The organism is Solibacillus merdavium, from assembly GCF_014836935.1.
Classification (GTDB): domain Bacteria; phylum Bacillota; class Bacilli; order Bacillales_A; family Planococcaceae; genus Solibacillus; species Solibacillus ferritrahens.
On record NZ_JACSPW010000003.1, the window covers coordinates 95,877 to 110,060 of the forward strand.

Annotated in this window: 15 protein-coding genes; 9 read left to right on the forward strand and 6 right to left on the reverse strand. The window is 36.3% G+C overall.

Features of this window, described 5'->3' with window-relative positions; genetic code table 11:
• Positions 1–33: 33 nt before the first annotated feature.
• Entirely contained in the window at positions 34–747 is a 714-nt protein-coding gene (locus H9632_RS04995; RefSeq protein ID WP_191703017.1) for a ZinT family metal-binding protein, read from the reverse strand.
• A gap of 177 nt (positions 748–924) precedes the next feature.
• Here H9632_RS04995 and H9632_RS05000 point away from each other — a divergent pair, with 177 nt between their 5' ends.
• The 3 genes from H9632_RS05000 to H9632_RS05010 all read left to right on the forward strand — a co-directional run bounded on the left by H9632_RS05000 (position 925) and on the right by H9632_RS05010 (position 2,659).
• Complete coding sequence (locus H9632_RS05000) at positions 925–1,254, forward strand: DUF2500 domain-containing protein (protein ID WP_191703018.1); 330 nt, start codon at positions 925–927, stop codon at positions 1,252–1,254.
• Positions 1,255–1,450: 196 nt separating this feature from the next.
• Complete coding sequence (locus H9632_RS05005) at positions 1,451–1,978, forward strand: YceI family protein (RefSeq protein ID WP_191703019.1); 528 nt, start codon at positions 1,451–1,453, stop codon at positions 1,976–1,978.
• A gap of 138 nt (positions 1,979–2,116) precedes the next feature.
• Positions 2,117–2,659 carry an NADPH-dependent FMN reductase gene (locus tag H9632_RS05010; protein WP_191703020.1) on the forward strand — a complete coding sequence of 181 codons (543 nt, stop codon included), beginning with the start codon at positions 2,117–2,119 and terminating at the stop codon, positions 2,657–2,659.
• Positions 2,660–2,747: 88 nt separating this feature from the next.
• On the opposite strand, the gene H9632_RS05015 is transcribed toward H9632_RS05010, so the two are convergent.
• The 3 genes from H9632_RS05015 to H9632_RS05025 all read right to left on the reverse strand — a co-directional run bounded on the left by H9632_RS05015 (position 2,748) and on the right by H9632_RS05025 (position 5,374).
• Positions 2,748–3,242: a GNAT family N-acetyltransferase gene (locus H9632_RS05015; RefSeq protein WP_191703021.1), complete on the reverse strand. Its 495-nt coding sequence runs from the start codon at positions 3,240–3,242 to the stop codon at positions 2,748–2,750.
• A 766-nt stretch (positions 3,243–4,008) separates the two neighbouring features.
• The gene (locus tag H9632_RS05020; RefSeq protein ID WP_191703022.1) at positions 4,009–4,884 is read right to left on the reverse strand and encodes a DUF3298 domain-containing protein; all 876 of its coding nucleotides are present in this window, start codon (positions 4,882–4,884) and stop codon (positions 4,009–4,011) included.
• 4 nt (positions 4,885–4,888) lie between these two features.
• Complete coding sequence (locus H9632_RS05025) at positions 4,889–5,374, reverse strand: RNA polymerase sigma factor (RefSeq protein ID WP_191703023.1); 486 nt, start codon at positions 5,372–5,374, stop codon at positions 4,889–4,891.
• A 241-nt stretch (positions 5,375–5,615) separates the two neighbouring features.
• Between H9632_RS05025 and H9632_RS05030 the strand changes: the two genes are divergently transcribed.
• Both H9632_RS05030 and H9632_RS05035 read left to right on the forward strand, forming a co-directional pair.
• On the forward strand, positions 5,616–6,095 hold the full coding sequence (locus H9632_RS05030) for a DUF2243 domain-containing protein (RefSeq protein ID WP_191703024.1): 480 nt from the start codon (positions 5,616–5,618) through the stop codon (positions 6,093–6,095).
• Positions 6,088–6,912, forward strand: coding sequence for a cytochrome c oxidase assembly protein (locus tag H9632_RS05035; protein ID WP_191703025.1), 825 nt, complete (start codon positions 6,088–6,090; stop codon positions 6,910–6,912). The genes H9632_RS05030 and H9632_RS05035 overlap by 8 nt, the downstream gene beginning before the upstream one ends.
• 71 nt (positions 6,913–6,983) lie before the next feature.
• On the opposite strand, the gene H9632_RS05040 is transcribed toward H9632_RS05035, so the two are convergent.
• On the reverse strand, positions 6,984–8,513 hold the full coding sequence (locus tag H9632_RS05040; RefSeq protein ID WP_191703026.1) for a glycine betaine uptake BCCT transporter: 1,530 nt from the start codon (positions 8,511–8,513) through the stop codon (positions 6,984–6,986).
• Between the two features lie 191 nt (positions 8,514–8,704).
• Here H9632_RS05040 and H9632_RS05045 point away from each other — a divergent pair, with 191 nt between their 5' ends.
• The 4 genes from H9632_RS05045 to H9632_RS05060 are packed head-to-tail and all read left to right on the forward strand — an operon-like array spanning position 8,705 to position 13,181.
• Positions 8,705–10,213 carry a spore germination protein gene (locus tag H9632_RS05045; RefSeq protein WP_191703027.1) on the forward strand — a complete coding sequence of 503 codons (1,509 nt, stop codon included), beginning with the start codon at positions 8,705–8,707 and terminating at the stop codon, positions 10,211–10,213.
• Positions 10,210–11,259, forward strand: coding sequence for a GerAB/ArcD/ProY family transporter (locus tag H9632_RS05050; protein WP_191703028.1), 1,050 nt, complete (start codon positions 10,210–10,212; stop codon positions 11,257–11,259). Before H9632_RS05045 ends, H9632_RS05050 begins: the two co-directional genes overlap by 4 nt.
• 8 nt (positions 11,260–11,267) lie before the next feature.
• A complete protein-coding gene (locus tag H9632_RS05055) occupies positions 11,268–12,302 on the forward strand; it encodes a Ger(x)C family spore germination protein (RefSeq protein WP_191703147.1) in 1,035 nt (344 codons plus the stop codon).
• Between the two features lie 21 nt (positions 12,303–12,323).
• Positions 12,324–13,181 (forward strand): MBL fold metallo-hydrolase, encoded by an 858-nt coding sequence (locus H9632_RS05060; RefSeq protein WP_191703029.1) that lies wholly within the window; start codon positions 12,324–12,326, stop codon positions 13,179–13,181.
• Between the two features lie 45 nt (positions 13,182–13,226).
• On the opposite strand, the gene H9632_RS05065 is transcribed toward H9632_RS05060, so the two are convergent.
• Positions 13,227–14,084, reverse strand: coding sequence for a manganese catalase family protein (locus H9632_RS05065; protein ID WP_191703030.1), 858 nt, complete (start codon positions 14,082–14,084; stop codon positions 13,227–13,229).
• Positions 14,085–14,184: the final 100 nt, after the last annotated feature.

Genomic DNA, 14,184 nt, shown 5'->3' on the forward strand with positions numbered 1-14,184 from the left:
AAGGTTTCCTGATTTTATTGCTGCTCTATAGAATTAATGCGCAATCATTTCATGTGCAATTGTATGTCCGTCCATATCGGAAGGGAAATATGTAGGCCAATTTGTTACTTCCTCCAATAATGCGTTTTGATCGTCTCCCCAATAAATATGGTAATGATCCGCTTTTGTAGGAGAAATACTATGATCACTGAATTGAATATACTGTGGTAATTTATCTGCCGGTTCTGTTAGTTTAAATATAAACCTTACGCCACGATTTCCAGCTTCATAATTTAGAATCTCATAACCATCTGCTTCATATTCTCCAGTGAAAGCTTCTCCATTTTCGTAAAATGTGACATTATTTCCTTCGATTACGATACGTTCTGTATTTGTTTTGTAGCCGATGTCATAATACGCTTTATATTCCTCGGCTGTCTTATCACCATTCTGCTGTGCTTTATGTTCAAATACTTCATCTAGTGTGCCATCTAGTAAATATGGGTACACAGATTGCCAATCACCCTCCCAATCGGAAAGTGCGCGATCTTGTACTTGACTATCTTCAAAATACCCAGCATAAATTTTTTCTGCGTCTTCATCATGTACATGGGAATGATTATGCTCGCTTTTAGATGATTCATTATTGACTGCCTTCGTTTCTGCTTCTGGTGTATTTTCCACTTCCTTTGTTTCAGTAGACTGACATCCTGCTAACAACGAACTTAGGAGTAAAACACTTAACCCTTTTAATGTTGTACTTTTCATTTTTCTGCCTCTTTTCTAAATAGTAATGATTACGATTATTGATTATAGATGCATTATTAACTGTTGTCAACATAAATAGTAATCGTTACTATTTATAAGGGTGTTTATGAAAAATCTGAAATTATTGAAACTCTTTTAGGCTATGAACGTATAAAAAAATAGAAAGGAAGTGTCCATATGTTTTTTGGTGATATTATGTTTTCGATTTTCCCGATATTTTTTGGCATTATATTTATTGCTATTATTTTCATCCTATTTTCAAATATTAAAGAGGGAATTAAAAATAATAATTCTCCGCTTCTTACGGTGCCAGCCGAAGTTGTTTCAAAGCGGATTCATGTGCAAGGTGACAATTCACAAACTACATACTATGTAACATTTGAAGTACAAAGCGGAGACCGAATGGAATTAAAAGTTAAGGGTAATGAGTATGGGATGCTAGTGGAGCAAGATCTTGGTTTATTATCATTTCAAGGTACACGCTATATTTCTTTTGAACGCCAATAAATCAGAACAGAATAAAAAAGCGCTCAGAACTCTCACTATAAATGATGGCCTGAGCGTTTTTTGATTATTTTAAAAATAAACACTTGACGTTTTAAGAAGCCTTTGTTATATTTATCTCAAGTTCGAGATATTAGATTTCGAAGTTTTATTTTAATTATATATCTTGAAATCGAGATAAATTGGAGGAGAATTTAAAATGGCAAAATGGTCAGTCGATCAATCACATTCAACAATTGGGTTTGAAGTAAAACATATGATGGTTTCTAAAGTGAAGGGACACTTCAATAGCTATACTGCAGATGTAGAAGCAGCCGATTTAACGGATTTAACAACGGCAAAGGTTCAATTTGGTATTGATGTAGCGAGTATCAGCACAAATAGCGAAGACCGTGATAATCATTTGAAATCACCAGACTTCTTTAGTACAGATGAATATTCAAAAATTCTATTTACATCTACAAACATCTCGAAAGCAGGGGATGATTATAAGGTGACAGGGGATTTAACAATTAAGGGGATTACAAACACAGTAACATTCGATGTTGAATTCGGGGGGAAAGGTGTAAATCCATGGGGTGTAGAAGTTTATGGCTTTGAAGCCGAAACGAAAATTAACCGTGAAGATTTCGGTCTAACGTGGAATGCAGCTTTAGAAACAGGTGGCGTCTTAGTAGGGAAGGACATCAAAATTAAGGTAGAGCTTGAATTAAACCCTATAGCTTAATCGAGAATATTTATTAGTTAATTGGGGAATATTTATTACCGTTGCGGGTAAAAATTAACAAAATTTTTGGTATCCAGTTAACTGTCATATAATAATTTAACATTAATTTTTTGAAGATAATGAAGGAGGAATATTAAAATGGAAAAATTAAATATTGGTATTATTTTAGGTTCAACTCGTGAAGGTCGTGTCAGTCCTCAAGTAGGGGCGTGGGTAAAAGAACTTGGGGATAAACGTGGTGACGCAAACTATACAATTATTGATATTGCGGACTATAATTTACCACTTTTAGGTGAACCGGGCAAAGATGCATCAGGTGCAGTTGCTTGGGCTGAAGCCATTGGGAAGCAGGATGGATTTGTATTTATCGTTCAGGAATATAACCACTCGATTACAGGCGCTCTTAAAAATGCATTAGACTATGTACGCGATGAATGGAACAATAAATCAGCAGGTATCGTATCTTACGGTTCTGTTGGTGGTGCACGTGCTGCCGAACATTTACGTGGTATTTTAGGGGAACTATTAGTAGCGGATGTACGTGTACACCCGGCGTTATCTTTATTTACAGATTTTGAAAATGGTACGACTTTCAAACCGAAAGATGTTCAAGTTGATTCCGTAAACCAAATGTTAGACCAAGTCATTCCGTGGGCAACAGCGTTAAAAACAATCCGTTAATTCCTAGGTATATTATCAAGTATCGTAAGACATCAAAAGTCTACTCAAAATAATTTGAGTAGACTTTTTCTTGCATAAATTTTGAAAATTAAAGAATTTTAGCCATATATAATTCGTTTACATACTGTTCTTCAATTAATAGCGAATCTCTTTTTGTTCCTTCTATTTCAAACCCCATATTTTTATAGAGTTTAATTGCATGTTCATTCGTTTCGATGACGGTTAATTCTAATCGGTGGAGCTGTACCTGTTTTCCCCAGTTTATAATATGTTCGAATAGTTTTGAGCCTACACCTTTTCCACGGCTATTACTATGTACTCCAATCGCAATTATAGCGCGGTGAGAAGTTCTTGATAAGTTTTCTGCTTTTACGAGAAGATAACCTAAAATATCCTCATTGTCTTCTGCGACAAAGAAGCCCGATTTTGGTGTATTATTCAGTGTATTTATAAATTTAATTAAAGGCTCTTCCTTCATTTGCCTTTCACCGGGTCCATATAACATAAAACCAGATTCTTCAGCATCCTTCATAACCGGAATAATTTTTGTTGCATCACTTTCAACTGCCTGTCTTATTAACATTCTTTTGCTCCTTTAAAAATAGTGTCTGCTTATATTTCTCTTCCTTTAACTAGTTTAACAGTTTTTAGGTTCATCACTATAATTTTGGGATGACAAAATTGAGTCCGCCCCTACACTTCGGAGTGCCCTAGCGCAAAAGTGGGGAGCTTTTACTTAAGCGCTTTTGTGACTAAAAGGGATTGGAGGGAGATTGAATTGCGCAATGAGATAAATAGAGGAATGAATTTCCGTTATTTTTAAAATAACATAAAAAATAGTGGAAATAAGGGAAGAAATTTCCGCTATTGCCCTAAAAAACATGAAATTTCACGACTTTATTTAAAATAACGGTAAAACGTTCCCTTATTTATTCTAAAATGAGCTACATCATTGAAATAACGGTAAAATCTCCCCTTATTTTTGGGGGCCAAATGTGATAAAGACAGGTATCACATGGCTTTAGCGCTGTCTTGTCGTAGCCCACCAATCAATCAAGTGAAATTTTATTAGAAAATCTTCCCCATGTTATGGTGATGACCCATTTTTTATATTAATTTCTATTTGTCTTGTAAAAGGAGGGACTGTATATACGACAAAACAGTTGCTTGAGACAATTCCATCAGAAGAAGAAATGACGATTTATGTTAATGATCTTATAAAGAAATTCGAGAAACTAGGGTTAAAAGCAGAATAAAAATTCTTTGGGGTTGTAGTAAAAGAAAAGCAGGTGTAACCATTTAAAAAGGATACACCTGCTTGTTTAAGATTTGGAAGTGATTTTATTTTCTTATTTAATATATTTATTGCTCACCAGTACATCCTGAAGTAGTTCTGTCGGAATTTCAACAGTTACAAGGCCCATAAAACCTGGTGCTATCTCATATACATCAAACGACATTACAAGCTTTCCTTCTTCGGTAATATAGAAGTTTTGGTCAGGGGAAATGCCTTCAAAGACACCGAATGATTCATCATGATATTCTGTACCACCAATCCAGTACATGTCAGACCCCTCTGTTTCAATCATTCTATTGCGTAGTTCATCCTCTATATAACGACTAATAATGTCTAAGTAGCGATCATCTTTAAACAGACTCGGCAAAGTAATGACCGTTTCAGCCTTTTTATCAATCGTTGTGTATTTCATAACTGTAGAAGAGGATACGACAGTGACTTCTACATAACGACCAAATGACAATAGTTCATCGGTATCTGTCTCGATAACATAGCCGCTATTTACTGCCATATTACCAGCTTCCATTTCCTCAATATCCGCCTTGAACTGCTCATATAGTGTTTTGCCTTCCTCAGCGTATTTTTCGTTCAATGCTTCGATGTCAGCAGATGAGCCCGAAATTTGAGGTACTTGAATTTCGGCTGTATATTCATCCTTGACCATTTCATATTTAGTAAATGTAAGCACCTGTACGACTGGTCCGATTACAGGTACATCCGCCAAACTTTTCGCCATTGCAGGATTTGTATTTAGGCCCACTGTGAACAGCACTACTGCAGCAGCTGCAGATATTGAAAAAATCGGTAGTTTGCGTTTTCTTTTCTTAAGTGGACGCTGTAGATTTTTTTCAATGATTGTCTCTAACTCCTCGGGAATAGGTACATCCTTATATTGTGCGTGTAGCTTTTTTAACTTGTCATCATTCATTGACCTAATTCTCCTCCGTTTCTAGCTCAATTTTTAATAGCTTTAATGCTTTATAAAGCCTTGATTTCGCCGTGCTTAGAGGAATCGCCAATATGTGTGCGACATCTTCTATTTTCAAATCTTCAAAATAACGCAGCACAACGACTTCACGTAGCTGTAGAGGTAAATGATGCAATGCCTGCTGTAAATCAAGATTTTGATAGGTATCTTGTTCAGATAGTTGCAGTAGGGATTCGTCTCCAATGAGCTCGATCCGCTTTTGCTTGCGTAGTAAATCAATCGCCGTGTGTACTAAAATCGTATAAAACCAGCTTTTCATTTGCTCACGATTTGTCAGTTTCTTAAGCGCCAGCCAGCCTTTTTGAATACTGTCCTGCACGACATCGAGCGCATCCTGCTCGTTTTTTGTGTAACTATACGCGAGTCTATATAGCGACTTTTGCTGCGTGCGGATAAATGTAATAAATGCATCTTCTAATTCTTCCATCATTCCTTGAAGCTCCTTTTTTACTCTGTCGACAATTATAAGACGGGCGAAGGGGTAAGGAAAGTTTAAAGAAATAAAATATTTTAAATAAATATACATTCGAAGAGCAGGGGGTGGTTGTAGGAAAATAAAACAATAAGGTTTAGTCCATCGAGCAAGAGGGGAATTTCTACTATCGAATATGTTGTTATGAATTTGGAGAGATTATAAATAATGAATACACGTAAAGGGGCTCTGAAGTGACATGAAAAATAACAAGGATAAAGGAATTTCTCGCCGGAATATGTGGTCAGGAATTTTATTTGGCATCGGTCTCATTGCCTTTGTTGATGAAACGGTATTTCACCAATTATTAAGATGGCATCATTTCTATGATAAATCAACAACTGATATTGGCTTGATTTCCGATGGCATTTTCCATGCTTTCAGCTGGTTTGCAACGATTGCGGGGTTATTTCTATTTGCGGATTTACGTCGACGAAATGGCTTGATCTTTCAACGGTGGCTAGGTGGTGTGTTATTAGGAATTGGTGTATTCCAGTTATATGACGGTATTATTCAGCACAAATGGATGCGAATTCACCAAATCCGTTATGTCGACAATGTCATCGTCTACGATATTGTCTGGAATGTCAGTGCGCTAATCATTTTACTAATCGGTCTTTATCTATTATTCCGTTCTTCAAAAAACAGTACTTTAAAAGTGAAGACTGCAAATGAATAGTCTATATTTGCTGCATAGTCATGGGCATGCTGCACATAGTCAATCATTATCGGGAATGAACCTTCAATATTTGCTGGGTTTAGTTTTTGTACTATTGGGCGCGGCATATATTATCGCTACCATAATGACGAATAAGCGCTATAAACAATGGCCAATTTCTCGTACCGCTTTTTGGGTGTCGGGGATTGTGATTGCACTCGTTTCAGTTGTCGGACCGTTGGCAAACAGCGCACATACTAATTTTACGGCACATATGGTGACTCATTTACTAATAGGCATGGTTGCACCGATTTTTATGGCGATTGCCAAACCGATGACTTTATTGCTTAGAGCGGTGAGTACGTCATTGGGGCGTAAGATAACGGAAATTTTAAAAAGCCGGGTCATCCAATTTGTCTCTCATCCTATAACTGCCGCAACATTAAATGTAGGTGGCCTATGGCTTTTATATACAACAGACTTATATATGCTTATGCATGAAAATGCATTTTTTGCCTTATTTGTTCATTTGCATTTCTTTATTGCTGGCTATGTATTTACAATTTCAATTATTTATTTCGATCCTGTCCATCATCAGTATTCCTACCGATTTCGGGCAGTCGTTTTAATTGCTGCAATAGCCGGGCATGATATTTTGTCAAAATATATGTATGCAAACCCGCCGGCAGGAGTTTCTCGGCAAGAGGCAGAAATGGGAAGTATGGTTATGTACTATGCAGGAGATTGGATTGAAGTAATGCTCATTATAATATTCTGTTGGCAATGGTACAGATCAGCAAAGCCACGCAGAAATTCAGGTGTTGAGCTTAATGTATAGAGATAAGATAAAAATAAAGCGATGAAAATTTTAATTTTGTAAAATTTTCATCGCTTTTTATTTTGCACACCCTATTTCTGTTGATCTGAGGGCGGCTGTTTTTTAGGTCGAATGTAAAGACCTAATTTTTGCCGTTCTTCCATTAACGATTTATATAAAGAAAGCATCATCAGTAAAATGATAAATGAAAATGGAAAGGCTACAATAATGGCTGCATTTTGAAGCGCAGCTAATCCTCCGGAAAACAGTAAACTAGCAGCGATAGCAGCTTGTAAAATACCCCAGATTAATTTGATTCGGAATGTTGGATTCATCGAGCCAAATGTTGTTTGCATACCGAGTACGAATGTAGCGGAATCCGCTGATGTGATAAAGAAAAAGGCAACTAATATTAATGCGATAATCGATAATATAAATCCGAAGGGCATATGGTCGAAAACTCCGAATAACAGCTGCTCTGTCGGTAAATCGATAATGCTTTGATCTTTAGAAATATATGTTTCAATAGCGGTTGTCCCAAAAGTAGCGAACCAGAAAAGACTGACAAGGGTTGGTGCTAAAATAACACCCATTAAAAACTCGCGAATTGTACGCCCTCTCGATATACGCGCAATAAATATACCGACAAATGGTGACCAGGACATCCACCATGCCCAATAGAAAATTGTCCATCCATCAATCCAAGCACGACTATCTGCATTTCCGGGTTCAGTACGTAGGCTCATATGCACAAAATTCTGCAAATAGCTACCTAGTCCTGACGTAAAATCATTCATTATTTTTACTGTTGGACCAATAAATAATGTTAATAATAATAAGGCTGCAGCTAAATAGATGTTCCAGTTACTTAATAGTTGAATCCCTTTATCCAGACCAGAAGAAGCTGAAACGATAAATAATATCGTTACGATAATAATAATAATTAATTGGACTGTAAAGCTTATCGGAATATCAAATAAAAAGGAAAGTCCGCCATTAATTTGCTGTGCACCTAAACCGAGTGTTGTCGCAACACCAATAACCGTAGCAAATACAGCAATAATATCAATAATATGACCTACTGGACCCTTTGTTTTTTCACCGAAGATAGGGAATAAAGTAGAGCTAATAAGGCCAGGCGCCCCTTTTCGGAAGTTTGAATAGGCCAATGCTAAAGCAACTACCCCATAAATTGCCCATGCTGAAATACCCCAATGGAAGAAAGTGAAGCGAAAGGAATCTTTTAATGCTTGTTGAGAGCCTTCCGGTGCTTGTGGTGAGCTAATAGCAAAATGCGATAACGGCTCAGCAGCACCCCAGAATACTAAACCAATTCCCATACCTGCGCTAAAGAGCATAGCAAACCAGGAGACATTACTATAATCGGGTCTATCCGTTGATTTACCAAGCCGGATTGCACCCACAGGACTTAAAATTAAAAATATGCAAAAAGCAATAATAATCGCTACAACTAATAGATAGTACCAGCCAAAAGTGTCCGTAAGTAAATTTTGAATGTTGCTCGTTATTTTTTCCAATATATTTGGGGCTAAAACGCCTACTAATACGGCTATTAATGTAAGCGTTATTGAACTCCAAAAAACAATGCCTCTATTTTTCAATTATTGAACCCCCTTTTCTAGACCTAATAAATGTATAACCTTGTTATTAAAAAATAAACATCTTTAACTACAGCAATTATGAAATATTTAGTGATAAACCATCACTAGTTTATCTATCTTTCCCAACTTTAACAAAAATGAATAACTCTTTTAAAAATGTCCCATACTTTGTCAAAAAAGGGGGAGTCGTTTTGCTACAAACATTGGAAATGAAGCAAGAGATAAAACGACTAAATAAGGAATTCCTCCATTCAGCAGATTTTGTAGTTAAAGAAATAAGGATTGGTCAAGTTGAAGAAGCAATTTTGTGTTATTATTCCTCCCTTGTAAATAAGGCAGACGTCGAACAAAATTTAATGAACCTTAGACAATTGAGTCAGCTAGCACAAGAAAATCTAGACAGTGTTCAAAATAATGGCAAAATAAATTCGAACGAATTAGAAAAAAATGGAAATAACGCAATTCCAAAACAGCTTGTTAAAGATGATTCAATTACCATTACTACAGAAAAGTATAATCAGCAAAAACTAGTTGACTATGTATGCAACGGCGAGACAATAATCATTCTTATTCAATCCAACCAGATGATTAGAATAAACAATGCAGATTTTGCCCATAAAACACCTGAAGAGCCTGAAACAGAACAAATAATACGTGGCTCTCATGAAGGGTTTGTAGAGAATTTTGATACGAATGTGTCACTTATAAGAAAACGTATAAAAAATAATAAACTCGTTGTAAAAGAGGTTTTACTTGGTAAGGAGACAAAAACAACTGCTTACTACTTTTATGTAGAGGGTGTAGTTGATACAGAAGCACTTAAAACAGTTGAAAAACGATTAAGTGAAATTGAACTGGATATGTTTTATAGCATTGGACAGCTTAGTGACCAACTAGACGATCAAGTGTGGTCTCCATTTCCTCAACTTTTAAATACAGAACGACCAGACCGTGTTGTAGCGAATATTTTAGAAGGCAAAATTGCGATTATGACTGATTTGTCTCCTACAGCACTTATTGGCCCTGTAACATTTTTTTCCTTTTACCAAACACCGGATGATTTTAACGCACGCGTATTAGTCGGTACATTTTATCGGTTAATGCGAATTTTCAGCTTTGTATCCGCCATATTTTTGCCAGCATTTTATATTGCCATTGTAAGCTTTCACTTTGAGGTACTACCACTCGAACTTGGTAACAAAGTAAAGTCAGATATCAACCAAATTCCATACAGGCCACTGATCGAGGCAATGATCATGGAAATAACGATTGAACTTATACGTGAGGCGAGTGTTCGACTCCCGAAATCTATTGGTCAGACAATCGGTATTGTTGGGGGACTTGTTATTGGCGACGCGATTGTAAGTGCGGGACTTGTATCAAATTTGATGGTTATTGTCGTTGCATTTACAGCAATTTCAAGCTTTGTAGTACCATCTGTCGAACTTAACACATCGATTCGAATGCTTCGTTTTCCTTTCATGTTTTTGGCTTCACTGTTCGGATTTTTCGGTATTGTAATTGGTACTTTTTTATTGGTTATTCATTTATTGAATTTGAGTTCATTAAAACGACCTTATTTTTCACCGATTATTCCATTCGAGCCAAAAGAATTAAAAAAGATTTTTCTTAGAGCACCTAATTATAAAGCAAAAAAACAGGCAACAAGCTTTTCTCCTAAAAAGGATGATAATACATGAGCATCCAATTGACGAAATTACAATTATTTTTATTAATGTTCGTAATGCAAACGGGGTTTGTATATACTTCCTTTCAAAATATAATAATCGAACACGGAAACCGTGATGCAACAATACAATTTATCATTATTTCGGTTATCTTTTTTTTGCAATTATTATTTTTTGAAAGAACACATAAATACTTCGTGCTAAATAGTTTTACAAAAACGCTGTATCTAATTTACTGGTCGTTATATGTTACTGTGTTCGTTATTTATATCACATATGTACTAACTTCATGGATATTTCCAAATACACCTACTATAGTACTTATTGCAATTTTTTTATCTGTTTGTTTTTATGCAAGTATTAGTAGACCAGAGACCGCAGTTAATATTGGTGTCGTGTTAATACCAATGCTCTTTTTGTTTTTAGTATTTATGTTTTTGACTATTCCAAATTTACATGCTACGAATTTATTGCCATTTTTTTATGACCGACAAGATACTTGGTGGATGGGGTTTATTTATGCGACATATGCATTTGGTGGTGCAGAAGTATTTGTAGTCCTTCGTAAATATTTAGTGAGTAATGATAAAATACCAAAAAAATCTCTTTTTCTTTATTTTTCGTTGCTAACTAGCTTTTATCTGTTATCTATTTCATTTTCATTGATGTACTTTTCATTAGAAGAGATAAAACTGATTCCTGAACCTATTTTATATATTCTGCATTCAGTAGAAGTAACATTTGCAAAGAGATTAGATATATTTTTTGTATATATATGGCTTTCTTGGTCGTTAGTTGCCATTGTCAATTACGCCCTCGTTATGCGATTAGTCTATTTTGAAAAAAAGCGCCGTTTACCCAGACTGCAGCAACTCATTTTTTTTGCAATCATCGGTATAACAGCTAACTTTCTTATAAAATTTTCAGTATTGGATTTTTTGAATAATTATTTAGTTTATCTGAATATTATTTTTACATTTATTTTACCGGTACTTATTATTTTTGTTAATAAAATAAGGGGGCGAACTGTATCCGAATTAGAGAAATCATCCTCATAATTTCGCCAATAGCACTATTATTACTAACGGGATGTTGGGATGAGAGGCTATATAAAAATTCATCTGTTGTATCACTAACTGGGTTTGAAGGCACTATTGGTGACTTAACTGCATTTTATGCGTATCCAGAAGCAACTACAGAGGAAATGCAAACGATTATTATTACAGGTATTGGGATTTCACCACGGGATGTTCGGCAGGATGCAGAGCTAAAAGTAGAACAAACATTAGACTTATCAGTTTTATCAACTGTACTTATTTCGGAAGACTCTGCAAAAGATGATATATATGAATATTTGGATGGTTATTTCCGCGATCCTAATAGTCCGATAACTTCAAAATTAGCTATAATTCAAGGCGATTTAAAACCATTTTTTGAACTGAGTGAACAAAAGCAAACAACTGCAGGCGAGTATTATGAGCGATTTATTACAAGCTTGGAAGAAAATTCGTTAGTAATACCTTATACATTGCAAACAGCATGTGCAATACTATTTGAAAATGCGCAGGATTTAGCCTTGCCCTATTTAAAAATGGGGGAGGATGGTCGCCCAGTTTCCGATGGTTTAGCCCTGTTTTCCGGTCGTGCATTTACCGGAAGCACTTTAAACACAAATGAAGGGGTTATGTTGAATATATTAAATAATTCCCTTGGTTTTGCGACACGTATTAGTTATTTATATAAGGATAGTCCAGTAACAGTGCGAATTAATAAAACTAAAAGGAATCTCGATATTTCTGAAAATAAAATTGTAATAGATAAAAAACTGGAATTGATGGTCTCGGAATATCCCCAAGATCATTTGAGTGATGACATTCAAAGGAAGGACCTCCAACAATTCCTTACTGAAAAAATTGAACAGGATATGAATGAAGTGATAAAAAAATTACAAGAAGCAAAGAGTGATGCGTTAGGGCTTGGGCGTGGTGTACGTGCTTTTCATCCTAAATACTTTAAGAAAGACTGGAATGAACATTTTTCAACTATGGATATATCCGTCAAATTAAGTGTAGAAATTGTTAAAACAGGTATATTAGAATAAAGGATTTTGGAGGGGATATTGATGGACAAAGATATGAGCTATGGTGATGATTATAAATTCATTCCTGCGACTTCGAAACAGAGTGGTATAAGTATAGAGGTATTACCTGACTTGTATGTACACACAGTACAGATCGTAAATATCGTCTTTTATAGCTGCCCAAATAGCGATGATTTCGTGTTAATTGATGCGGGCATGCCGTACAGTTCAGAAGCCATCATCACAGCTGCTGAAAAAAGGTTTGGGGAAAATGCAAGACCGAAAGCGATCATTCTGACACACGGCCATTTCGATCATGTAGGTGCAGTCATCGAATTAGTAAGACATTGGAAAGTACCGGTTTATGCCCATTCTTTAGAATTACCTTATTTAACAGGGGAAATCGATTACCCTGAAGCAGATCCGAGTTCAGATAGTGGGCTAGTAGCAAAAATGTCGCCAATATTTCCAAATGAGGCGGTTAATCTAACAGGTTATATCGAGGAGCTGCCACTTGATGGAACGGTTCCATATATGGAAGGGTTTCAATGGATTCATACACCGGGTCATTCTCCGGGACATGTATCGTTATTTAGGGAAAGTGATGGTGCATTAATCGTAGGTGATGCCTTTGTGACGGTGAAGCAAGAATCGCTTTATAAAGTATTTACACAGGAAAAGGAAATCAATGGTCCGCCAAAGTATTTTACGACAGACTGGGCTTCGGCATCAGAATCAGTAAAAAAATTGGAAGCTTTGAAACCATCCCTTGCCATTACAGGTCACGGCTTACCGATGAGCGGTGAAGAATTAACGCAAAACTTAAAAAGGCTTGCAGATGATTTTAAAGAAATCGCAATCCCGAATAAAGGGAAGTATGTCAATAAAGAAAATGAGTGAAAAAGGCGTGTCCGATATTTTTTGGACACGCAGTTTTATTGGAAATTAATTATTCAAATCATATAACCCAGGGCTATGTTCATTTGGCATATCGGGCATTAGCGGTACTGGGAATCCTGCTGGCGGCGGTGTTACCTGATATGTTCCACCATTTCGGCTCGGAGATGTCCCTTGGAGAATTTCGCCGATTCGCGTCGGGTCCAGTCTAAAGTTGAATTGGGTATTATGATAGCCCATATCAACAAATTTTCGGCATTCCGGATACTTATTTATATCATAATTTGGAATCGGGAAGAGTTTTCCCCAATCCACACCTAATGTTTCGAGTGCTTTCGCAAAGGCATTTTGATGTGCATTATCACGCACGATTAAAAATGCTAGGGTCTCACGGAACGTCTGGTTTGAACTCATTTCGTAGATTCGCGTTTTCTGCAGCACACCTGTTGATTCCAATACAAGGTTATTCAGTAAATCTGCTGCGAGGTTACCGTGCGAGTATACCCATGAGCCGTTCCATGGATTACCGGCAGCATCTACTGGCAATGATGCCTGTGCACCGATAATGTAGTGATGGGGATTGGCATGTCGAACTGCATCATCTAATGGCGATTGATCCATACCATTATTACCTGGTGCACTCGACTCTCCTGAACCATTCAATAATTGATTAATTGTATTTTGAACAAGTTCCACATGGGCGATTTCCTCTAAAAAAATACCGCGAAGTAAATCCCGGAACTGTGTTTCTTTTCCTCTGAAATTGGAGCTTTGGAAGAAAAATTGCATCATTGTACGCATTTCGCCGTAATGTCCGCCTAAAATTTCCTGCAATACGCGGGCAGCTTCCGGGTCTGGTTTATCGGGCTTAATAATATTGATTAACTCTTCTTTGTAGTAATACATAATTCCCCTCGATTCATAAATATTTTCTTACTTTGCTATAAATATTATGGTCAAATAAAATGAAGGCATGCATTGACAAATATAATGATCAATAGAATTA

Bases quoted from the DNA above. Each gene is read 5' to 3' on its own strand.
- H9632_RS05030 (WP_191703024.1), top strand. From the start codon at position 5,616: ATGAAAAATAACAAGGATAAAGGAATTTCTCGCCGGAATATGTGGTCA.
- H9632_RS05020 (WP_191703022.1), bottom strand. From the start codon at position 4,884: ATGAATGATGACAAGTTAAAAAAGCTACACGCACAATATAAGGATGTA.
- H9632_RS05025 (WP_191703023.1), bottom strand. From the start codon at position 5,374: ATGATGGAAGAATTAGAAGATGCATTTATTACATTTATCCGCACGCAG.
- H9632_RS05050 (WP_191703028.1), top strand. From the start codon at position 10,210: ATGAGCATCCAATTGACGAAATTACAATTATTTTTATTAATGTTCGTA.
- H9632_RS05000 (WP_191703018.1), top strand. From the start codon at position 925: ATGTTTTTTGGTGATATTATGTTTTCGATTTTCCCGATATTTTTTGGC.
- H9632_RS05010 (WP_191703020.1), top strand. From the start codon at position 2,117: ATGGAAAAATTAAATATTGGTATTATTTTAGGTTCAACTCGTGAAGGT.
- H9632_RS05065 (WP_191703030.1), bottom strand. From the start codon at position 14,084: ATGTATTACTACAAAGAAGAGTTAATCAATATTATTAAGCCCGATAAA.
- H9632_RS05015 (WP_191703021.1), bottom strand. From the start codon at position 3,242: ATGTTAATAAGACAGGCAGTTGAAAGTGATGCAACAAAAATTATTCCG.
- H9632_RS05060 (WP_191703029.1), top strand. From the start codon at position 12,324: ATGGACAAAGATATGAGCTATGGTGATGATTATAAATTCATTCCTGCG.
- H9632_RS05005 (WP_191703019.1), top strand. From the start codon at position 1,451: ATGGCAAAATGGTCAGTCGATCAATCACATTCAACAATTGGGTTTGAA.
- H9632_RS05035 (WP_191703025.1), top strand. From the start codon at position 6,088: ATGAATAGTCTATATTTGCTGCATAGTCATGGGCATGCTGCACATAGT.
- H9632_RS04995 (WP_191703017.1), bottom strand. From the start codon at position 747: ATGAAAAGTACAACATTAAAAGGGTTAAGTGTTTTACTCCTAAGTTCG.